The organism is Thalassobaculum sp. (genome assembly GCF_040219215.1).
GTDB lineage: Bacteria > Pseudomonadota > Alphaproteobacteria > Thalassobaculales > Thalassobaculaceae > Thalassobaculum_A.
Genome location: NZ_JAVJSX010000031.1, coordinates 141,939 through 163,769 on the forward strand (window position 1 = coordinate 141,939; position 21,831 = coordinate 163,769).

At 64.3% G+C, this 21,831-nt stretch carries 19 protein-coding genes; 7 read left to right on the plus strand and 12 right to left on the minus strand.

Annotated features, from left to right (window positions below; genetic code table 11):
• The first annotated feature begins 95 nt into the window (after positions 1-95).
• Complete coding sequence (locus RIC54_RS20455) at positions 96-1,205, plus strand: cyclic nucleotide-binding domain-containing protein (RefSeq protein ID WP_350091237.1); 1,110 nt, start codon at positions 96-98, stop codon at positions 1,203-1,205.
• Positions 1,206-1,269: 64 nt separating this feature from the next.
• Here the strand turns inward: RIC54_RS20455 and RIC54_RS20460 are convergent, their stop codons facing one another.
• From RIC54_RS20460 to RIC54_RS20490, 7 genes are all read right to left on the minus strand, one after another.
• Positions 1,270-2,769, minus strand: a complete 1,500-nt coding sequence (locus RIC54_RS20460; RefSeq protein WP_350091234.1) for an amidase — start codon at positions 2,767-2,769, stop codon at positions 1,270-1,272.
• 20 nt (positions 2,770-2,789) lie between these two features.
• A complete protein-coding gene (locus RIC54_RS20465; RefSeq protein WP_350091231.1) occupies positions 2,790-4,259 on the minus strand; it encodes a M81 family metallopeptidase in 1,470 nt (489 codons plus the stop codon).
• Between the two features lie 42 nt (positions 4,260-4,301).
• Entirely contained in the window at positions 4,302-5,330 is a 1,029-nt protein-coding gene (locus RIC54_RS20470) for an ABC transporter ATP-binding protein (RefSeq protein ID WP_350091228.1), read from the minus strand.
• Complete coding sequence (locus tag RIC54_RS20475; RefSeq protein WP_350151375.1) at positions 5,327-6,343, minus strand: ABC transporter ATP-binding protein; 1,017 nt, start codon at positions 6,341-6,343, stop codon at positions 5,327-5,329. Before RIC54_RS20475 ends, RIC54_RS20470 begins: the two co-directional genes overlap by 4 nt.
• A 39-nt stretch (positions 6,344-6,382) precedes the next feature.
• Positions 6,383-7,246, minus strand: coding sequence for an ABC transporter permease (locus RIC54_RS20480; RefSeq protein WP_350091223.1), 864 nt, complete (start codon positions 7,244-7,246; stop codon positions 6,383-6,385).
• Between the two features lie 10 nt (positions 7,247-7,256).
• A complete protein-coding gene (locus tag RIC54_RS20485; RefSeq protein ID WP_350091220.1) occupies positions 7,257-8,198 on the minus strand; it encodes an ABC transporter permease in 942 nt (313 codons plus the stop codon).
• A gap of 144 nt (positions 8,199-8,342) precedes the next feature.
• A complete protein-coding gene (locus RIC54_RS20490) occupies positions 8,343-9,920 on the minus strand; it encodes an ABC transporter substrate-binding protein (protein WP_350151377.1) in 1,578 nt (525 codons plus the stop codon).
• A gap of 284 nt (positions 9,921-10,204) precedes the next feature.
• Between RIC54_RS20490 and RIC54_RS20495 the strand changes: the two genes are divergently transcribed.
• Positions 10,205-10,765: a carboxymuconolactone decarboxylase family protein gene (locus tag RIC54_RS20495; RefSeq protein WP_350151379.1), complete on the plus strand. Its 561-nt coding sequence runs from the start codon at positions 10,205-10,207 to the stop codon at positions 10,763-10,765.
• 62 nt (positions 10,766-10,827) lie between these two features.
• Here the strand turns inward: RIC54_RS20495 and RIC54_RS20500 are convergent, their stop codons facing one another.
• Positions 10,828-12,696: a dihydroxy-acid dehydratase domain-containing protein gene (locus tag RIC54_RS20500; protein WP_350091211.1), complete on the minus strand. Its 1,869-nt coding sequence runs from the start codon at positions 12,694-12,696 to the stop codon at positions 10,828-10,830.
• A gap of 267 nt (positions 12,697-12,963) precedes the next feature.
• Between RIC54_RS20500 and RIC54_RS20505 the strand changes: the two genes are divergently transcribed.
• Together RIC54_RS20505 and RIC54_RS20510 are read left to right on the plus strand one after the other, a co-directional pair.
• On the plus strand, positions 12,964-13,509 hold the full coding sequence (locus tag RIC54_RS20505; protein WP_350091208.1) for a PAS domain-containing protein: 546 nt from the start codon (positions 12,964-12,966) through the stop codon (positions 13,507-13,509).
• A gap of 103 nt (positions 13,510-13,612) precedes the next feature.
• Positions 13,613-14,236, plus strand: coding sequence for a class I SAM-dependent DNA methyltransferase (locus RIC54_RS20510; protein ID WP_350091205.1), 624 nt, complete (start codon positions 13,613-13,615; stop codon positions 14,234-14,236).
• A 40-nt stretch (positions 14,237-14,276) separates the two neighbouring features.
• On the opposite strand, the gene RIC54_RS20515 is transcribed toward RIC54_RS20510, so the two are convergent.
• Together RIC54_RS20515 and RIC54_RS20520 are read right to left on the minus strand one after the other, a co-directional pair.
• Positions 14,277-15,044, minus strand: a complete 768-nt coding sequence (locus RIC54_RS20515) for an aspartate/glutamate racemase family protein (RefSeq protein ID WP_350091202.1) — start codon at positions 15,042-15,044, stop codon at positions 14,277-14,279.
• A 3-nt stretch (positions 15,045-15,047) separates the two neighbouring features.
• A complete protein-coding gene (locus RIC54_RS20520; protein WP_350091199.1) occupies positions 15,048-15,812 on the minus strand; it encodes an aspartate/glutamate racemase family protein in 765 nt (254 codons plus the stop codon).
• Between the two features lie 256 nt (positions 15,813-16,068).
• Here RIC54_RS20520 and RIC54_RS20525 point away from each other — a divergent pair, with 256 nt between their 5' ends.
• On the plus strand, positions 16,069-16,554 hold the full coding sequence (locus RIC54_RS20525) for a GFA family protein (protein ID WP_350151381.1): 486 nt from the start codon (positions 16,069-16,071) through the stop codon (positions 16,552-16,554).
• 114 nt (positions 16,555-16,668) lie between these two features.
• Here the strand turns inward: RIC54_RS20525 and RIC54_RS20530 are convergent, their stop codons facing one another.
• Positions 16,669-17,676 carry a sensor domain-containing diguanylate cyclase gene (locus tag RIC54_RS20530; protein WP_350091196.1) on the minus strand — a complete coding sequence of 336 codons (1,008 nt, stop codon included), beginning with the start codon at positions 17,674-17,676 and terminating at the stop codon, positions 16,669-16,671.
• 195 nt (positions 17,677-17,871) lie between these two features.
• Between RIC54_RS20530 and RIC54_RS20535 the strand changes: the two genes are divergently transcribed.
• Positions 17,872-19,473, plus strand: coding sequence for a TIGR04372 family glycosyltransferase (locus RIC54_RS20535; protein WP_350091193.1), 1,602 nt, complete (start codon positions 17,872-17,874; stop codon positions 19,471-19,473).
• A gap of 37 nt (positions 19,474-19,510) precedes the next feature.
• Here RIC54_RS20535 and RIC54_RS20540 read toward each other — a convergent pair whose 3' ends face one another.
• Entirely contained in the window at positions 19,511-20,248 is a 738-nt protein-coding gene (locus RIC54_RS20540) for a GntR family transcriptional regulator (protein ID WP_350091190.1), read from the minus strand.
• 154 nt (positions 20,249-20,402) lie between these two features.
• Between RIC54_RS20540 and RIC54_RS20545 the strand changes: the two genes are divergently transcribed.
• Positions 20,403-21,824: an MmgE/PrpD family protein gene (locus RIC54_RS20545; protein ID WP_350091187.1), complete on the plus strand. Its 1,422-nt coding sequence runs from the start codon at positions 20,403-20,405 to the stop codon at positions 21,822-21,824.
• The last annotated feature ends 7 nt before the right edge of the window (positions 21,825-21,831 follow it).

Consider the following 21,831-nt stretch of genomic DNA (forward strand, 5'->3'; position numbering starts at 1 on the left):
TGAGTTGGTCTAAGATCGCTCCGCTTGCCGTTAAGGTCCGGCGACCGGGCTTGCGCAAACCCGCCATTGTCTCACGCATTCAATCGACAGGTTCCATGGCAGACACTCGCCCAACCATCGCCGAAGAGCTGCGCTCCAACCGCGCGTTCGAGCAGCTCAGCCCGAAAACCATCGACTCCATGGCGACGGTCTCCAGAAGGCTGGCTGTCTCCCCGGGCGACTTGATTGTCAGAGAAGGGGAGGAGAACTCGGATCTCTTCCTGTTCGTTGCAGGCACGGCGGTGGCGGTCAGGAACTCCGAGGACGGGGGCCTCGTCGTGCTCAACGCCATCGCGCCGGGCGACTGCATCGGGGAGCTGACGTTTCTTGGCGGCGGTCGCCGATCGGCATCCGTCCGAGCCGAGACCGAATGCGATGTCATCCAGATCCCGGCAGAGGCGCTCCAGTCCATTCCCGATGCGCCGGCGGTGATCGGTGATCTGAAGGGCGCCCTTGCCAGCGTTGTCGTCAATCGGGCGCGCTCCATGAGCGACGAAATGCTGGCTTCGCTACGACGGCAGCTGGAAATCAAGACAATCCAGAACCAGTTCGGCCACTTCCTGATTTTCACCATGGCGATGTTCCTGATCGCCACGGCGCTCTTCTACCTGGTGGCCGAGGAGTATGTTCAGAATGTCTATGACCCCGGTTTCTCCTGGCAGGCGGTCATCTTCCTCGCGGTGCCATGTCTTCTGATCATCAAGATCATGAAGATCCCGATGGCCGAACTTGGCATCAAGAGGGAAGGGCTGGCGCGTTCCCTCGGCGAGGCAGTCGCCATCTGTGTGGTGATCACGATACCGGCCTTGATCTATCTCTTTGCTTTCAAGCCCAGGTCGACGGCCAGCGAGTTCGGGGTAACCGTCGATGCTTTCTTCCTCGTTCAGTACTTCTTCCACACGATTTTTCAGGAAGTTGGATCGCGGGGACTTCTGCAGGGTCTTTTTCAGAAATTTCTGGATGATACCAAAGGGCACAAGGCAATTCTGCTGACCAGCACGGTGTTCGCTTCATTGCACCTGGCGTTTGGTATTGACGCGGTCATTATCACCTTCGTCGCCAGTATTGTTTTTGGGTATGTTTATCTGAGGCAGAAGAACTTGATCGGGGTCACGGTACTGCACTACTGGCTCGGCGTTCTGGCGGCGACGATGGTTGCGTTCTAAGCAACGCCGGAGGCGGGTGCATGACGGCCGGTTGCCTGAGCGTCCGACAACGCTCAGTCAGCCCTTAGCGTTCCGCAAGACCCTTGTCCGGGGCCGCGGTAACAATGGATTTCAGAGCGGCTGTCGGCGTGGCCAGGAGGGCAGCGTCCGGGATCGGGCGGCCAAGGCCGGAAACACCGGCGAATGCCCGTTCCATCGCTTCGGAAGCATCCAGGAGCTCAATGTCGCCGCCGAACCGGCCGACCACCTGCAGGCCGAACGGCATCCCGTGGTCGTCCACGCCGCAGGGCAGCGCGATCGACGGGTTGGTCGCCAGGGTGATGACGTAGGTCAGTGCCAGCCAGTGGTAGTAGTTCTTCAGCGCCTCGCCTTCCAGCTCGGCGAGATAGAGTTCGCTCCACGGGAACGGCGACACCGGGGTGGTCGGGGCCATGACGAGGTCATAGTCCTGGAAGGTCTCCTGGAACCGGCGGAAGATGCGGGTCTGCTCGGCGTGTGCCCAGGCCGCGTCCGCCAGGGACATGGCCGCGCCGATCTCATAGTTCGCCCGGATGTTCGGCCCCAACTGTTCGCGGTCGCGCTCATAGATGTCGCGGTAGCGGGCCAGGAAGTTCTGGGCGCGCACGACGTCGAAGCAACGGTCGGCCTCGCCGAAGTCGAACGCGACCTCGTCGATGGTGAGAAACAGGTGCCGCATGGCATCCATGCGCTTCCGCATGACGGAGCGGATCTCGGAGCTGACGGGGCACTGACCGAAATCGGTGGTCCAGGCCACCCGCAGCCGGCCGAGATCGGCGGGCCGGCTGGCGACGATCGCGTCGGGGTTAATGGGCTGGGACAACGGATCCCGGCTGTCGACCCCGACCTGGGCGGCGAACAGCATCCGTGTGTCGGCAACGCTGCGGCCCATCGGCCCCAGCACCGAGATCGGTGTCCAGCCGAGCTGCCGGCCGTCCATCGGGACCAGGCCGGGCGACGGCCGAAAACCGACCACGCCGCAGATCGCAGCCGGAATGCGCAGGGACCCGCCGGTGTCCGAGCCGGTGCAGATCGGCAGCATGTCGCAGGCCAGTGCCGCCGCCGAACCGCCGGACGAGCCGCCGGCAATCCGGGTCGGATTGAACGGGTTGCCGGTCGCTCCCCACACCGGATTGCGTGAGTTGGCGCCGGCTCCGAACTCCGGCACGTTGGTCTTGGTCGTGACGATTGCCCCGGCGGCCCGGACCAGCGCGACCTGCGCTGAATCCTTTGCCGGTACATGGCTGCGGTACAGCGGCGAGCCGTGGGTGGTCAGCACGCCCTCGGTATCCTGCAGGTCCTTCACCCCGACCGGCAGGCCGTGTAGTCGTCCGAGTGCATCGCCACGCAACACCGCTGCCTCGGCTGCCTTGGCTTCCTGCCGAGCGCGTCCGTAGGCTTTCGCGGCAATCGCGTTCACCGCCGGGTTGACCGCTTCGATCCGCTCGATGCAGGCGTCGAGAAGCTCGACCGGCGAGATCTCCTTGGTGCCGATCCGGCGTCGCAACTCGACGGCCGACAACGCGGTCAGGGACGATGATGTCACGGCATTGGCCTCCGTCGGGGTCAGAAGATCAGGCCGGGCGAGGTTTCCGCGTCGAGCGGCCAGATGGGGCGCTGGATTTTGGTGTAGGTGAGCTTGGTGTAATCGCGGGCCAGGGGGGCATCGGATTCCACATAGATCACCTTCTTGGCGATCGGACCGAAGGCGGCCATGAAGTGGTTGGTCGACTTCACCACCAGGAGCTTGCGGGTCAGCGGGTCGATGCCGAGGTTGGTGAACAGCTCCAGGCCGAGCGCCTGGGTGCGGTTGGTGATCAGGACGATGTCGATGCCGCCGATGCGAACGGCGGCACAGTCACCAAGGGTCACCTTGGTCGGCCCGAAACTCTGCCAGCAGTCGCGGGCGAGGGCCGTGACCTCGACCATGGCGTCGACCGGCTGTCCGGAGGCGGGTCCGATCTTGCCGCCGAACCGTAGCGGGAAGCGGGCTCCCAGTCCGGCGTCGAAGCACAGCTTGACCGCAATCGGGTCCCAGATCGGGCCGATTGCCGCATCCTGAGCATCCGCTGCCATCAGTTCGCGCAGGATCGTGGTGTTGTCGGACGGCGCCCCGCCTCCAGCGTTGTCTGCCGGATCGGCGATGACCACCGGCGCGTCGTTGAAGTCGATACCGGTCCGTACGCCGACGCCGGGGCTGAAGAATTCCGGCATGGTCTTGCCACGCATCGACACGAACTCTTCGCCGAGCCGGGTCGCCAGCGCGTCGGCCTTGGTCTTGTCGCCGTCCGCCACCACCAGGATCCGCCCGGTGAGTTCTGCGACATCGGCATAGGGGAAGCAGTGGATCGCCGACACCGACAGAATGCCGTCCTTGCCTTCCAGCGCCATCATCCGGTCGACGAAGCCACGCATCAGCGGAAGCGTCGTTGGGTAGCTGCCGATCTGGCGGCAGTCGTACAGCGACATCACCGGCTTGACCTCGCCGCGCAGGGTCCGCAGCACGAGCGTCAGCAGATCCTCCGCCCGGTCGACCACGTCGGTGTGCGGGAACTCCTTGTAGCAGATGATGATGTCGGCGTTGCGCACCCGCTTCAGGGTCATGTGGCAGTGCGGATCGTACTCCACGCCGATCACGCATTTCGGCCCGACGATCGCGCGCGCTCGCTCCAGGAGGTCGCCCTCGACGTCGTCATAGCCGTGCGCGACCATCGCCCCGTGCAAGCCGAACAGGATGCCGTCGAGAGGCAGTGCGGCGCGCAGCTGGTCCAGCACTTCGTCACGCATGAACTCGTAGTCGGCGCGGTTGACGCTGCCGGCCGGGCTGGCTGCAAAGCAGCTGCCCTCGATCAAGGTGAAGCCTTCGGCTGCGGCGCGCTGGCGAGCCACGAACAGCGGGGCCGTGCACATGCGCGGGGCGTCCTCGGGATGCTCGCCAGGCCGCAGGAACACGCTCTCCTTGAAGCCGTCGATGCTGGTCGGCAGTGGCGAGAAGGTGTTGGTTTCGGTCGCGATGGTCGCTGAAAACAGGCGCATGGGGGGCTCCGGTAGGACTGGAGGACGTGACTGCGGCGCGTGCTAGGTCGTGCGGGAAAGCGGCCCGAACGGGCCGCCGACGGGGCGGAGATGGCAGGCCACCCAATGGTCGGGTGCAACTTCGGCAAGCGGTGGAGTCTCGCTGCGGCAGCGGTCCACCGCGTAGGGGCAGCGGGTGTGGAAGTGGCAACCGGGTGGCGGGCGCACCGGGCTCGGCACGTCGCCCTGGAGGATCAACCGCTCGCGCTTGACGGTGGGGTCCGGCAAAGGCGCCGCAGCCAGCAGCGCCTCGGTGTAGGGGTGCAGCGGGGTCCCGAAGAGATCGGCGTTGTCGGCGGTCTCCACGATCCGGCCGAGGTACATCACGGCAATCCGATGCCCGATGTGCTCGACTACGCCCAGGTCATGCGAAACGAACAGGTAGGCGAGGCCGAGTTCCTCCTGCAGGTCGATCAGCAGGTTCAGCACCTGCGCCTGGACGGACACGTCGAGCGCGGACACCGGTTCGTCGGCGACGATCAGACTGGGGTTGACCGCCAGCGCGCGGGCGATGCCGAGACGCTGGCGCTGGCCGCCCGAGAACTCGTGCGGGTATTTGGCAGCCGCCTCCGGTCGCAGGCCAACCCGCTTGAACAACTCGGCAATCCGCTCGGCCAGCGCGGCGCCGGTCGCGAGGTCGAAATTGGTTAGCGGTTCGGACACGATGGCCCCGGCGGAAAGCCTGGGGTTCAGCGACGAGTACGGGTCCTGGAAGACGATCTGCATCTGGCGTCGATGGGCTCGGAGCTCGCTCTCGCTCAGGTCCGAGATGTCGACGCCGTTCACCTCGATGGTCCCGGCGGTCGGCTCCAGCAGCCGCATCACGGTCTTGGCCACCGTGGATTTTCCACAGCCGGACTCGCCGACCAGACACAGGGTCTCGCCCTGGCGGATCGTGAACGATACCCCGTCGACCGCGTACACTTGGCCGACCACGCGCGACAGCACGCCGCGATGCACCGGGAAATGCTTCTTCAGGTCCCGGACCTGCAGGACGGTGTCTCGCTTGCTCATGGGGAGCTTGTCGGTCATTTCGGCGTCGCCGCGACACGCGCGGCCTCCCAGCAGGCGGCAATGTGGGCTGGACCCTGGGTCTGCAGAACGGGAGTTTCGAGGGAACAGCGGTCGACGGCAAAGCTGCACCGTGGGGCGAACGCGCACCCCTGGATCTCCTCGCGCAGAGACGGGACGATCCCGGCGATCTCCTGCAGTCGGCCACGGGATGTGATCCTGCGACCGAGTGTCGAGCGACGCGGGATCGAGTTCATCAGGCCGCGGGTGTAGGGATGGACGGGATTGCGGAACAGTTCCTCAACCGACGCCTCTTCGACCTTCCGGCCGGCGTACATGACGATCGCCCGCTGCGCGGTCTCGGCGACGACGCCCAGGTCGTGGGTGATCAGCACGATGGCAGTTCCGAGACGCTCCTTGAGTTCGAGCATGAGGTTCAGGATCTGTGCCTGGATCGTGACGTCGAGCGCCGTGGTCGGTTCGTCGGCGATCAGCAGCTTCGGGTTGCAGGCCAGTGCAATGGCGATCATGACGCGCTGGCGCATGCCGCCGGACAGTTGGTGCGGGTATTCGCCGGCGCGTTGCCGAGGGTCGGCGATCTTGACCACCGACAGCATCTCAACCGCCTGGTTCCAGGCGGCATCCCGGCCGAGTTTCTGATGGATCCGCAACGACTCCGCGATCTGCGCGCCGACCGTCACGACCGGGTTCAGCGACGTCATCGGTTCCTGGAAGATCATCGACATGCGGTTCCCGCGGATGCGGCGCATCTCGCTCTCGGGCAGGGTCGTCAGTTCCTCGCCCTCGAAGCGGATCGATCCGCCGACGATGCGACCGACGCCGTCGGGGAGGAGGCGCATGGCCGACAGTGCGGTTACGCTCTTGCCGCAGCCCGACTCACCGACAATGCAGAGGGTCTCGCCACGTCGGACGTCGAACGACACTCCATCGACGGCGCGGACCACCCCATCCCGCGTGAAGAACCGAGTCTGCAGGTCGCGCACCGAAAGGATGACGTCCGGGTCGGACGTCACGGCGGAGGCTTTGCTCGAGGTTGAACTATCCACGGCGTCTCACATGCGTCGGGCGATGCGGGGATCGAGGGTGTCGCGCAGACCGTCGCCCATGAGGTTGATCGCCAGCACCGTGATGGCCAGCATCACCCCTGGGAAAAAGATGATCCACGGTGCGATCTGGAAGTAGGTGCGGCCGAGCGAGATGACGTTGCCCCAGCTGGGTATCTCCGGCGGGGTTCCGGCGCCCAGGAACGACAGTCCGGCCTCGGTCAGGATCGCCGACGCGCAGGCGTAGGTTGCCTGAACGATCAGCGGAGCCAATGTGTTCGGCAGGATGTGGCGGGTCATGATGGTTCTGGTGCGGGTGCCGCTGGCAATCGCCGCCTCGATGTATGGCAGGCCGCGGACCTGCAGGACCACGCTGCGTACCAGCCGGACGACCCGCGGAATCTCCGGGATCGAGATCGCGATGATCACGATGGTCAAGCTGGCCTTCATCAGCGTGATCAGGGCAATAGCGAGCAGGATCGGCGGAATCGCCATCAGCCCATCCATCACGCGCATGACAACGTTGTCGACCTTCCTGAAGTAGCCGCACAGCACGCCGATGAACAGGCCGGCGACCGTGGCGATCGTCGCCACCGAAATGCCGACAGCGAGCGAGATCCGGGCGCCGTAGACGACACGGCTGTAGACGTCGCGCCCGAACTCGTCGGTCCCGAACAGGAACTCTGCCGACGGTCGACGCAGCCGCTCGAGCGGATCGAAGCCGAGAGGGTCGTCGGCGATCCAGGGGGCAATCAGCGCCAGCGTCGCGAGGAGCCCGAGAATGAAGGCACCGATGACGATGGTCGGGTTCCGCCGGATCCAGTCGAACCGCCGGACGCTTGCGGGAGGGGCGGCCTCTGCGAATGTTGCCATCGTTCCCCTCCTAGTACCGGATGCGAGGGTCGAAGAAGGTGTAGCTGATGTCGATGAGCAGATTCACCAGCACCTTCACGGCCGCGAACAGGATGATCAGCCCCTGGACGATCGGATAGTCGCGCTTGAGGATCGCATCGACGGTCAGCCGACCGAGGCCCGGAATGTTGAACACCGTCTCGGTCAGCACGACGCCGGAGATCAGCAGGGTCAGGCCGATACCGATCACCGTGACGATGGGCACGGCCGCGTTCTTCAGGGCGTGGTGAAGCAGCACGCCGGGTGTCGCGACGCCTTTGGCTCGCGCGGTGCGAATGTAATCCTCCGAGAGCACCTCCAGCATGCTCGCCCGGGTGATCCGGGCGATGAGCGCGGTGTAGACCATGCCCAGGGCAATCGCCGGCAAGGTGATCGACCGCAGAGTCTGCCAAGCGCCTTGCGACAGCGGTTTGTACCCCTGTACCGGCAGCCAGCGCAGCTCGATGGCGAAGACGTAAATCAGCAGGTAGCCGACCAGGAACACCGGGACTGCGAAACCCAGGACCGAGAAGCCCATCACCACCCGGTCGACCACAGTCCTCGCCTTCCAGGCAGCGATCACGCCCATCGGAATGGCGACGGTGATGGCAACCACCAGGGTCGAGACCGCCAGGACCAGCGATGGCTCCAGACGCTGCTTGACCAGGGTCATGACCGGCAGGTTGGAGAAGATCGACGTGCCGAGATCGCCCTTCAGCAGGTTCACGACGTAGATGCCGAACTGCTCCCAGATCGGCCGGTCGAGGCCGAGCTTCCGGCGAACCCCCTCGATGTCGGCGGGCGAGGCGTCATCGCCGGCGATCACAGCCGCCGGATCGCCCGGCGTCAGGTGCAGGAGCAGGAATACGAACAATGCGACGACGATCATGACCGGGATCGTCGCCAGCAGCCGCCGAACGATGTAGGCGGTCATCGATCACCCTCGTGGCCCGTCAAGCGCATGTGTGCCGCCTCGTTGAGGTGCAGTAGAGGGCTTCGGCCCAGGCTTCGGACCGATGCATGTCATCCGCGAATGGCTGCCGGGCCGGCTCGTGCCGGCCCGGCAATCCGAAGGCGGTTACTTCTTCTCGATGTTCCACATCGGCGGAACCGACGGTACCGACAGCACGCCGGAGATCAGGTCCGAGCGGTATGCCACCGGATTGCGCCACTGCGCGAACGAGATGTAGGGAACCTGGTCATAGGCTCGCTTGGACAACTCGACCGCCAACCGCTTGCGGGTCTCGAGATCCGGCGCGAACGCCCATTCCTTGCGCAGGTCCTCGAACACCGAGTCACAGGGCCAACCGAACCACGCCTTGTCGCAACCCATGCCGATCGAGGTATGGGTGATCGGGTTTGACGACGTCAGCACCGTGGTGCCGGTGATGAAGATGTTCCATCCGCCGGCCGACGGCACTTCCTTCTTGGCGCGCCGGGCCACCACCGAGCCCCAGTCCATCGCCTGGACGTCGAGGTTCAGGAAGCCGGCCTTCCGCAGTTGCTGGATCATCACCAGGTTGGCCGGATTGATGTAGGCGTGGTCGGTGGCGTGCAGGATGGTGATCGGCTCGCCGTTGTAGCCGGCTTCCTTGAAGAGCTGCTCGGCCTTCTTGTAGTCCTTCGGCCCGCTGTACGGCTCGCTGCCGGCCGTCGTCTCCATCGCGACACCGCAGCCGAAGTACGAGTAGCAGAGGGTCTGCAGCTTCGGATCGGCGGCGATGGTGTTCAGATAGTCGGCATTGTTGATGAGGTAGTACATCGCCTGCCGCGCCTTCACGTTGTTGAACGGCGGGTGCAGGTGGTTGAGCTGCAGGATGCCCATCGTGCCGGCGGCCGGATGAACCTCGAGCTTGATGTCGGGGTTGGCCTCCAGCAGGGACAGGAAGTCAGGCTTGGGGTTCTCCAGGTAGTCGATCTCGCCGGCCATCAGGGCCGACTGGGCGGTCTGCGGATCGGACATCCAGATGAACTCGACCCGGTCCACCTTCACGACCTTGCCACCGGCGTGACCGGATGCCGGCTCCTTGCGCGGCACATAGTCCTTGAACTTGACGTAGACCGTCTTGTTGCCCGGGACCCACTCGTCACGCTTGAACATGAACGGTCCCGAGCCGACCACTTCCTTGATCTGCTCGAAGGGGTCGACCATGGCCTCGGCCTCACGCATCACGAACGGGATGCTGGTGCCGGTCTTGGCGAGGGTGTCGATCAGCAGGCCGTAGGGTTCGCTCAGCACCCACTCGAAGGTCTTGTCGTCCTTTGCAGTGAGCGACGCGGTGTAGTTCATCAATTGCTTGCCGGCGCCGTCGCGCTTGCCCCAGCGGTTCATCGAGGCGACCACGTCCTTTGCCGTGACGGACGTTCCATCGTGGAACTTCAGCCCGTCACGCAGCTTGAAGGTGTAGGTCTTGCGATCGTCGCTGACGGTCCAGGTGTCGACCATCTGCGGCTGCGGCTGCAGGTCGGCATCGCTGGAGAACAGCGTGTCGTAGATCATCAGTCCGTGGATGCCGGCGATCGTCTGCGTGGTCCAGAACGGATCAAGCGTCCGGACGTCCGCGTGCATGACGGCGCGAAGAACCTTTTCTTGGGCCAGCGCCTGCAGGGACCCGAAAGCTGCGGTCGCCGTTAGAAGCGCAACAGCCAACCTCAAGCCCGACCGTCTCATGCGAGTGAGCATACTCGTCTCCCGTTGCTGTTATAACGGCGGTCAGGCTGCCACCAAGCTCCAGAAAACGATCTGGAATGGCCCTCTCCCGTGGGCCCTTGGTGTCCGATTTTTTCGGGTAACCCTCTTCGCCAGTGACGATTTTGTCAGATATTTTCAGTTTGGTTAGGGCAGACGAGTCAATGCTTTTCTTCGAAGGATAAGAATCAATTGCGAGTATTTGACAACGGTACGACCGGAAGGCGATCGCGATGAGTTCATGGATCAGGATGATACCCGACGACGAGGCCGACGACGCGCTGCTCGACGTCCTCAAACTCGCCCGCACGCCGCATGGCACGGTCGACAACGTGATGCGGGTCCATTCGCTGCGCCCGAGCACCATGCGCGGCCATGTCGTCTTGTATCGTGCGGTCCTCCACGACAGGGCGAACACCCTGCCGACGTGGTTTCAGGAAACGATATCGTCATACGTTTCAATCCTGAATGACTGCTCGTACTCCCTGGCCAATCACTGGGCAAACGCTCGCCATTTGATTGCGGATGATTCCCGTGCGGATCGGATCGAAGTGGCACTTCATACCAGGAGGCCGGAGGACGCATTTGATGGCCGAGAGCTTGCGCTGCTGCGGTATGCCAGCAAGCTGACGCTTGAGCCGGGCCGGATAAAGAAATCGGACGTGGATGCTCTGCGCATCGCGGGGCTCGATGACGGCGAGATCCTGGAGGCTAACCAGATCGTCGGGTACTTCAACTACGTCAACCGGTGCCTGAACGGGCTTGGGGTGACGACTGACGGTGACGTCGTCGGCTACTATGGCAGAAACTAGCGACCCCGCAGCCGGGCTATGTCCCGCCTGCGGGGTTCGATCGTGGCGGCCGCCGCCTGCCGTTAGAACGCCTTGTTCGTCTGGGGCCGATACTTGTTCTTCGGGTTGAAGCCCGAACGCTCCGCCGTGCGCTGCTCTCGGACCCAAACCTCGCGGTTGGGGTGCAGGCCGCCGCCTCGGGTCGCCGGCACCGCGGTATGGCGGGCGCGGTGCAGCAGGCGGGTGTCGGCGATGCCGCAGTTCGGATGGATGCCACCGTTGTCGGCCACGGCCTTCGTCCATGCCGCCTGGCGCTTGGCCAGCGTCGCGGGCTCGTTGAGAGCGGTGCAGGTCAACTCGTCGGTATTGAGGTCGACGACGATCTCGTCGCCGTCCTCGATGTATGCGATCGGCCCGCCCAGCGCCGCTTCCGGTCCTACATGGCCAATCACCAGACCCACCGATCCGCCGGAGAACCGGGCATCGGTCATAAGGCCGACCACGATGCCGCGCTCGCGGCAGAGGGTCGTGATGCGCGAGGTCGGATCCAGCATTTCCGGCATGCCCGGCGCGCCGCTCGGCCCTTCGTAGCGCACGATGATCATGTCGTTGTTCTGGAAGCTCTCGGGCGTCTCGTCGAGCGCCGTCAGCAGGCCTTTTTCGCCCTCGAACACGCGCGCCCTGCCGATGAAGGTGTTGTTCTCCAGGCCGCCTTCGACACCGGCGAGCTTCAGGATGGCGGAGAAGTCAGGCGACAGGTTGCCGCCGAGCACGCGCAGCCCACCGGTCGGCTTGTAGGGCTTTTCGACGGGATAGATCACCTTGCCGTCCGCCGGCTTGGCGCCGAGTCGGTCGACCTGGGCGCCAAGCGTCTCGCCGGTACAGGTCATGACGTCGCCGTTGAGCAGGCCGGCCTCCAGGAGTTCGCGCACGATCACCTGCACCCCGCCGACCCGATCGATGTCGACCATCGAGTACTTGCCGTAGGGCCGGGCGTCCGTGAGGACCGGCACGACGTGCTGCGAGAGGTGATTGAACTCCTCCGGCGTGATGATCTCTTTCCAGAAGTCGGCGAAGCCGGCGGCGCGCGCGATCTCGGGCGCGTGCAGGGTGACGTTGGTCGATCCGCCAATCGCCATCGCCACGATCACCGCGTTACGCAGCGAATCGCGGCCCACGATGTCGCGCGGCTTGAGGTCCGCGTCGATCATGTTGGCGAGATGGTCGACAAGCTCGGCCGGGAACTCGTTGAGCCGCCGCGGATCGTCGGATGCCGGCGCCACCATGTGCAGCGGCTGCATGCCGACGACGCCGATGAAGGTCTGCATCGTGTTGTAGGTGAACATCCCGCCGCAGCTTCCGAAGCCGGGGCAGGCATGGCAGGCGATGTGGTGTCGGTGCTCGGGGTCCGGGTGCCCGGCGACCTGGTAGGCGCTGACAATGTCCAGAGCCTCGCCGGTCTTCGGATCCTTGCCGGGGTGGATCGGGCCGTCCGACATGATGATCGACGGCTGATTGTGCTCCAGCAGGGCGGCAAGGGTGCCGACCGGCGGCTTGTCGCACGCGACGACCGCGATGGTGCCGGCGAGGCCGGTCGCCTCGAGATGCTCACACAGCGCATCGTGCGTCACCTCGCGGCCGATCAGCGAGTAGCGCATCTCGCGCGTGCCGTTCCGGATGCCGTCGGAGGTTGCGATCGTGTACTCGGGCTGGACCAGCCGCAGCCGCAGCTCACCCGGCCCCTGGCCGATGCGGTTCTTCAGGCAGGCGTGGATCGCATCCACCTTGGCCGCGACGCCGAGATAGCACTGACTGTCACCCTTGGTGCCTACAACGCCGACCGACGGCTCGTGGATCAGTTCCGGATCGGTGCCAAGCTCGCGGGCAAGCCCGATGGTCTGGGTCGATCGGCCCGGGTGGCGGTCGATGAGTACTGTCTTTGAGTTCGTCACGGAGGGTTCCTTCAGGCGGAGCGGGACGTTCGGCGATTGCTGGGCGGGCCAGCCTTGTTTCTGCGGAAACTATACGGCGCCCCGGCGCTATCACAAGATCCCAGGCTGCATGGATGCATTTCGGAATGCCCGGGCTCGTCATACAGGCTCCATCGTGAGTTGCCGGTCTGGCGAGGCAACGCCGCAAGGTCGCTCTATGCTTGCTTGTTCGCTCCGTGCATTGGCTCTAGCGTTGTTGCCGTTGATGTGATTTGGGACGCTCATGCCTTGGATCCGCGTCGCGCAAGAGAGGCGGTCGACTGGACTTACGGCGAATGCCGGCTGGACTCGGGCTCCGATAAATTTGGTCCGTTTCGGAGTTTGGTGGAATTATGGAATGACCGGCGGAACGGCAGCAGTGGGCTGCCGCCGCGCTCGGCCTTCGATTTCTATGATTTCAAGGACTGGCTGGGACGAGTGTCGATCGCCCGGATCGAAAGAGAACCGTTCCAGGTTCGGTTCGTTCTGTGGGGCACGAAGCTCGCCGAGTTATGGGGCGTCGACTACACGAACAAGCTGCTCGGCGAGTTATCGGAAACGCCCGAAGCCTGGCTGGACGTGGAACTCGCGTACTTCAAGAGAATGGCGAAAGCTCCGTTCATCGGCATTGTCCAAGGGTCCTTGATGGATCATCGCAAATCGTATGTTCACATCTTGGGAATCGACCTGCCGGTCGGCAGTGCCGCTGGTCTGACGCACGTACTTTCGGTGCATATGGCGATCGACAAAAAGGATGATCACCTTTCACGGTTTCCGATCTCAAGGGTCGTCTGACCGACCAGCGCGCCGGACTGAGTGCTGATCGGCTCCATCGGATGACGGTTGGCGGTTGGCCACGGGCGCAGCAGGCGAAGTACGGCCGGAATGGGGGCGACGCATGAGCTCAGCAACCCACGCGGGGCATCTCGGTGCTGTTTATGACGCCAGCACCACCGAAGAGGTAGCGGCCCTCTACGACGGATGGGCCGCCACCTACGACGCCGACATGAACCGCGCCGGCTATCGCCACCCAGCCGTGGGGCTGGCTCTGTTCGCCCGTCACGCCCCGCGTGGGACGGGGCCAGTGCTCGATGCAGGGTGCGGTACGGGTGTCCTTGGGGATTGGCTGGGTATTCTCGGTTTCGCTCCGGTAGTCGGACTGGACTTGTCGGAGGGAATGCTCGCCGTTGCTCGAGCCAGGGGCAGTTACACTGATCTGCACCGCCTCGCCCTGGGGTCACCGCTGCCGTTCGCCGACGGGGAGTTTGCCTCGGTGATTGCCATCGGCGTGTTCACCACCGGCCATGTCGGTGCTGAAGGCTTGCCCGAACTGGTCCGCATCACCCGCCCCGGCGGGGTGATTGTGATGACCGTCAAGACGACGCTTTGGGGCCAGGGCGTCGGTGCGGCGCTCAGCGGCGATCCCCGCCTGGGGATCGAGGAACAGACCGAACCCTACGTGTCCATGCCCGGAGAGAGCGGGACGATACCGTCACTGGCGGTGGTGGCGAGACGCCGGTAGGCCCGGGTGAAGTCATGGGACTCGACGACCGGTCAGTCCGTCACCCGTCGAGGTGGGCTGCACCGGCTCTGACCAGGTCGTGAACCAGCGCATCCTTCCGGACCATTGGTGCCGGATAGGCTTTGCGGCTGTGGGTGAGCCCGAGCCCAAGAAGCGTCTCCGCCAGCTTGTAGCTGAGGGGGCCGGGGTTGACCAAAGGCACCGGCAGACGCTCCGCCAGATACTCCGCGGCCTGATGCATGGTGGTGGAGCCCAGGCAGATCACGTCCGCTCCGTCCTGTTCCACGCACTGCATCGCAACCTGCAGCATGGTTGGAAAGGTTGCGTCTTCCTTGCCTTCCGTCAGGTTCACGAAATCGGGTTCCACGTCGAACGATCGCACGGACGCGCACTGGCGCTCGAACCCGTACTCGCGGATCACCTTGCGGTAGCGCGGCAGCGCCGGCTTCCACTGCGCCAGCACCGAGAACTTCGCGCCCAGCGTCATGGCGTAGAGCATTGACGCCTTGCCGGGGCCGATGACAGGTATCGACAGAACCGATCGCAAAGCCGCCATGCCGCTGTCGCTCATAGTGTCGATGACGACCGCGTCGAAGCCCTCGTGTTCCGCCGTTAGGCCCGCCTCGTAGATTCCGAGGTCCATCAGAAGCCAGTCGTGCGGACTCATGAATGAAATCGAACTGAACTTCACCGGCCGAAACACCAGTTCGGTGTCGGCGTCGAGCGTCACATGCCCGGTCTGCGCGGCGCGGCGCGCGACTCCTGCTTCGTCGAGCGGGAATGGGTTGATCACCAGAATCTTCGGCATGGTCTAAGCCTCGCTCGTCAGGACCGATGCGCCCATCGCCGCGATCGCATCGGTGCGTGGCGTCAGAGGCGTCGGATACGTGCTCTTGGAGTGACTCAGCCGCAGCCGGATCGCAGTATCGGCCAAACGGTAGGACAAGGGGCCAGGATTGATGACCGGGACCGGCAAGCGCTCGGCCAGATAAGCGTGGGCCTCGTGCATGGTCGTGGAGCCGAGGACGATGACGTCGGCACGGTCCTGTTCGACACACCGCGTCGCAACCTCCAGGAGAACCGGAAACACCTCGTCCTCGCGCCCACCCAGCAGTTCCTGATTGTTCGGCTGGAGGTCGGCCGATCGGATCGAGGCGCAGCGGCTCTCCAACCCTAACTCAGCCAATGTCTTGGCGTAGAGCGGGCGCCAGCGGTCCCACATGCAGACGATTGAGAAGCGCTCGCCCAGCATCAGGGCGGTCAGCATGGCGTGGCGGCCGGGGCCGATGACGGGAATGTCGAGGACCGAGCGCAGGGCGGACATTCCGGAATCGCTGACCGTATCGATGCACACGGCGTCGTATCCGTCGGCCTGTGCCGTCTGGCCGGCCTCGAGGATGCCGATGTCGGCCAGCAGTGCATCCTGCTGGCTGACGTAGTTGGCCGGGGCGATGCCGACTGCCTTGAAGTCGAATGCGATATCCGGCCCAAGCTTGACCGAGCGGAGCTGGGCTTTTCGCTTGCCGAGATTCTCAGCGTCCATCGGGAACGGGACGATTACCAGGACACGTGCCATTTGGGGATGCCTTTCCGATTGTAAGTCGGACCGGATGAAGCGATGAGGCTGTCGGATCGTCACAAGCCGCGGCCGCGGCGTCCAGGGCCAATGTGCAGTTGGCTTACCTCTGCAACGTCGCGTGCAGCGATGATTGCGTTGAGCTCAGAGCGGTAACGTGGCCGACACTGATGGCCCCCGGTCCTGCGCTGTGCTTGGCAATCCCCCCGGGATGTCGTCTCCTCCGGGTGGGCACCAACACAAAGGACTGCAACCGATGACAAGAAACGAAGGTGGATGTCTTTGTGGCGGCGTTCGGTACGCAACTCTCGCGAATCCGGGTCGAGTCACGGTTTGTCATTGCAGGTTCTGTCAGAAGGCCACGGGTTCGGCCTACATGGTTGAGCCGATCTTTGGCAAAGATGACCTCGTCCTGCTGGCCGGTTCGCCCAAGACGTTCGATCTGGTGTCCAAGGGGTCCGGAAAGGTGGTTCACGTTCACTTCTGCGGAAACTGCGGCACCAAGCTCTGGCTGAGCTTTGAACGGTTTCCCGACGCGGTCGGCGTCTATGCCGGCACGTTTGACGACCCGTGCTGGTTTCCGATCGAACCCTCTACGTCGAAGCATATCTTTTTGGGGGTTGCGCGGGCAGACACCATCATCCCTTCAGGCCTGCCGACCTTCGTCGAGCACACTGTGACGAATGGCGGTGTGACGCAGGAAACGAAGGTTTTCGAGGCACATCACAAGGTCGGATCTTGAGGGATCCAGTCTGCCTGATGAGCCAGGCGAACGACGGAATCCCCAGCGATCTGACACAGCGGGATGCACTCACAGGCTGCCAGGGTCGCTGGCGCTGCTATCCTCTGGTGCCAGTCAATGGGATCCGACCTTAGTGGGGGTATCCTGACGGACACGATTCCGGCCCGACGATTTGGCAGCACGGAGCGCCCAGTCGGCTTGCTTCAGCGCGTCCTCCAGCAGACCCCGTGGAGGATCTGCGGCCGGCGTGCATCCCGATACCCCGGCGCTGAACGTTACGATCCCGCTGTCGCTGAGGTCGTGGGCGATCGCGTACTCACGCAGTGAGGTCAGCGCGTCATCGAGCAGCCGGACGGCCTGATCCGGCGGAGTGCCGGGAAGGACGATGGCGAACTCCTGACCACCGTACCGGCAAACGATGTCACCTGGACGCCGGAATCGCTGGGCCAGGATGCGCGAGACCTGCTGTAGCGCCATATCCCCGTGTCCATCGCCATGATGGTCGTTCAGGCGCCTGAAATCATCCAGGTCGACCAAGGCGAAGCTGATATCTTCGCCATTCCGGGCCGCACGCCGCAATTCGGTGAACGCCTGATCATCGAAGTATCGACGGTTGTAGAGGCCGGTCAACGCGTCACGGATCGTCAACCAACGGTGCTGCAACGCTTCTTCAATGAACAACCCGTACTCGACCAGGGTTTCCAATTCGTCGGCCGCACTGTCGCGCGTACCTGGGTCGACGACGCACAGCACGCCGACAACCTGTCGCGACGGGCCAAACACCGGAACGCCGCTGTAGAACTTCAGGTTGGGGGCGTCGATCACCATTGGATGGCCAAGGAATCGAGGGTGTTCCGACAGGTCATGCACCGTGACGGGCCGCTGCTGTTCGACAACCATCGAGCAAACGGCAGAGTGTTTGTCGACAAAGCGATGATCCAGGTTGTGGTGCGCGGCCACGTAGAAGCGATCACCCAGGTCCAACAGAAATGCTGCGTATTGGGCTTTGAATGTCCGGGCGGCGAGGCGGGTTGCGCGGACCAACGACGGGTCGGCTGGCAGATCGACCAGATTGAACGGGTCGAATTGAGCCTGGGGTGCTGGCTGGGTTGTATTGAACACTCTGGCCCCTTGGATGATGAGGCGCGGAGCATAGGGAGGAACCAGTTAACGCATGGTTTACCTCCAAACCGCTCACGGGCGGGTTGGGCGCCATGGTTGACGGTTCACGCTGACGGTTGGCTTGTCGCGTAGGTTCAGCCGCGCAACGCCGAGTGACACCGGCATGTCTGTTGCCGGTATGCTGGAACCAGGGGCATGACCGACTGGGTCGGGTATCGAGACAAGGGGCATTTGCCGGTGAAGGTAAGCGAGAAAGCTCCGGGCTGCGCGGTTCGGCGCCAGTTGATCAACCAGCCGGAGAGTGCCGACGGTTGGGCGGACGGAATTCGTGGACTGACCGACAACCGGACGATCTTCCGCTGGTTTTGTCGACTGGCCACGCTGACGACCCAGCCTGACGGCGACGTGCTGCGCAAGGCGATCGGCGCCACCCGCGCCATCGGTGGCAAGGAACTCAGCCGGTTCGCGAATTCCGGCGGACTTTCGGACCGGCTGATCGTGCCGTTCGTAGCGGTGTCGATGATGGTCAATGCCCGGCTCGACATCCCCAAGATCACCGCCACGCCGTACCGGTTCGCTGACATGCACGACAACTTCGAGAAGGCAATCTCGCTGCTGTCGGAGGAGACCATCCCGTCCTCGGCGCGAGAGGCCTTCGAGATCATGGTCGGCAAGCAGTACATCCGGACCATCCTGTCGGACGCCGGGTATCTCGCCGAGGCCGCCCAGATAGGTCAGAACGTTTCCGCCTACACCCGCTGGATGCGCAAGACGGTCTACGGCGCGGAGGTGCGCGGTGTCACCGACCAGTGGACGTTCGCAATCGGCCACATGGTGGTGCTGGCGTATCTCATCAAAGGCCAGGACCTGCAGGTCTTTGACTTCAATAGTGTGAAGGTCTGGCGTGGCCGGATCGCCAACCGGTTTCTCTGGGATCAGATGCAGGGCCTGTCCCGGAACCTGGAGATCGTCGAACCCGGATCGGTGTTCGCCGACAACCACTCCAGCCAGAATCTCGAATGGGTCGATGGACGTTTCGTCGACTACTTCGAGGCCTGCGGGGTCGTGGCGGACCGGGCCGGGAATGTGGCCGGTGCGATCCTTGACCGGCCGGTGCCGTCCCACCCGGCCCTGGTGGCGTTTTATGACCGAAGTGGCATCGCTCCGGATGACCGGATCGTCACGGTGCACTGCCGGGAAGCGGGGTATCGTGTCAACGAGCGCCACGACCTGCGCAACGCCAATGTCGTCGAGTACCTGCCGGCGCTGAATGAGTTGGTCGAACAAGGCTACCGGGTGATTCGGCTGGGCGACCGCACGATGACGCCGTTGCCGGCGACCGATGGCGTCATCGACTACGCGACTTCGGCGCTGAAGTCCCCGGAACTGGATGTTTTGCTGCCGGCAACGGCGGCGTTCCACATCGGCTCCAGTTCGGGCCTGTCGCTGGTGCCGTTGCTGTACGGTACGCCCTGCCTGTTCCTGAACTGGTACCCGTTCGATCTGCTGCCATGGGGCAGGGGCAACTGGACGGTGCTGAAACCCATCGAGGCGCTGGCGGATCGCCAGCCGGTGATCGACCGGGTTTCGTATGCCGCGTTGGGGCGGATGCGGGAACGCCGGTTGCTCAACTCCTTCGGGTACGACGCGCGGGACCTGAACGCGTCGGAGATCAGCCAGGCCGTGGCTGGCTTCGCCCGGACGCTCGATACCGCAATCCTGGATCCGGACAGATCCGCAGACAACATCGGCCGGATCGTTGTCGCCGACCGTGCCGGCCTGCGGGATCTGGTGTGACCCCGCCGGACGCGCCGCTGGGTGTGGGAACGTCTGGTCAGACCCGCTGGCGGATCACGCTCCTGACCGAGTAGCGGCTCGCCGGGTAGAGGTTCAGCGAGACCTCGAAGGTGGCGCCGGTGTGGGCGACGTATCGGCGACTCACCATCAGTGCCGCGGTTTCCGCTTCGGCGGCAAGCAGGGTCGCATACTCGCCGGGAAAATCGGTTGCCGAGATGGTTTGCTCGACGTAGTCCAGCTTCAAGGCATTCTGTGCCAGAACCAGTTCGTACACGGCGTCGCTGCCGGAGTGGATCGCGTTCCGGTCCGGCTTGAACGGCTCGGGCACCAGGATCTCCGACCAGCACAGCGGCTTGCCGTCGGATCTGGTCGAACGCAGGCCGGCGATCCGGTACCACCGTCTATCCGGCAGATCGGTGAACCCGCCGATCGTGCCGTCGCTGATCGCAACGAAGCCCTCGTGCCGGATATCGAGGCGGGTGTTCTGCGCGAAGTCGAGCAGTCCCTTCAGGTCGCGCAGGCTGTGCACGTACGGCGCCACCGGGCGATCGGCCAGGACGACGGTGCCGGTTTTGCGTCGGCGGCCCAGCATGCCCTGTTCGGCCAGCAGCTTGAGGGCCTCGCGGATGGTGTGCCGGCCGACCCCGAAGCGATCCTGCAGTTCCATCTCGGTCGGAAAGCGGGTGCCGACCGGGAACCGTCCCGACCGGATCTCGTCCGTCAGCAGCTCCGCAAGGTCACCATGCCGCGAGGTCGAAGCCGGCCCATCGGTCATTGAGTTCGATGCCTGCGAAGTTCGTGGGTCGGTTCAGGATAAGCCAATCGGCTGAGCCGCGCAAAGTGCGACGCCGTTCTGCCTCCGGTTCTCATTATTAACTTCGAACAAATGTGCTAGTTTCATTCTGCGCAGCTGCTGATCGGAGGCCTCAATGTCCGTCACATCGTTGACCAGAGCAGATCCCGCCAAGGCCGCGCTGTCGACAACCGGGCGGCTCGCCTCGTTCGTGGTCAACGCGGCGGTTGATGCCGCCGTCCTGAAGCAGGCGACGCCGATCGTTCTGGACACCCTGGCAGTGACCCTGGCGGGCGGCGTTGAGCCTGGGGTCCGGGCTCTGATTCGCACGTTGGAGCCTCAATCCGGCCCAGGTGGCGTCCCTTCGTTCTGGACTGGGCAGCGCTATCGTTCCGACGATGCGGCACTGTTGATCGGTATGGCGAGCCATGTCCTGGACTATGACGACGTCAGCATGCTTGCCGTGTGCCATCCCAGCGCGCCGGTCCTCTCGGCACTGCTGGCGACCGCGTCCCGGGAGCGTACGTCCGGGCGTGCCTTGCTGGAGGCGGTTGCCGTCGGCACCGAAGTGCTGATCCGCCTGGGACAGGCCATGGGATTCCGGCACTACACACTCGGCTTTCACGCCACAGCCACGCTCGGCACGATCGGCGCCGCTGCGGCATGTGCGCGGATCATGGGCCTTGATCGTGGTCAGACCGAACACGCCCTTGCCATCGCTGCCAGCCTGGCATCCGGGCTGCGCGTCAATTTCGGTTCGATGGTGAAGTCGCTGCACGTCGGCATCGCTGCCTCCAACGGTCAGAAGGCCGCTCGCCTGGCGGCCGCCGGCATCGAAGGCACGGCCGAGGCATTCGATGGCGAGGGCTTCCTGAACGCGTTCTCCGGCGGGGAGGTCGGTGCCTGGCCGGACGGCCTGGGACTGGGGGCGCCGTTCGCGATCGCGGAGCCGGGCTTCGAGCAGAAGCGCTACCCATGTTGCTACCTGTTGCACAAGATCATCGAGGCGATCCTGGCGCTGCGGCGCGAGACCGGGATGACGCTGGCCGATGTCAAGTCGGCGCTGGTCCAGATGCCGAACGGCGGCACCAAGCCGCTGATCCATCCGCGGCCGAAATCCGGCCTGAACGCGTTGTTCAGTGCACCATACGCCGTGGTCGCCGGATTGGCCGACGGGCATATCGGCCTGAAGAGCTTCACCGACGAAGCCGTGCTGCGATCCGATGTGCAGGCCCGTTTGGCGGACGTGACGGTGGTTGAGGATGACAAACCGTCGAGGCACGGAGCGGACGTGGGCGCCGCACCGGTGTCGGTCACCCTGGTGCCGGCATCCGGCAGCAGCGTGTCGCGAACGATCACCGCGCTGCCCGGTTCGCCACAGGATCCGCTGACCGACAGCCAGCTGCGGGCCAAGTGGGACGATTGCCTGCAGCGGGCAGGGAGCAGCATTCCGCCCGATACGCTCCTTCGGCTGTTCGACGAAGGCAAGTCGATCGCCGACGCGCCCAGCATCGACGGATGGCTCGGACGGTTGACCGTGGCGGTCTCGGCCGATTGAGCCGGCT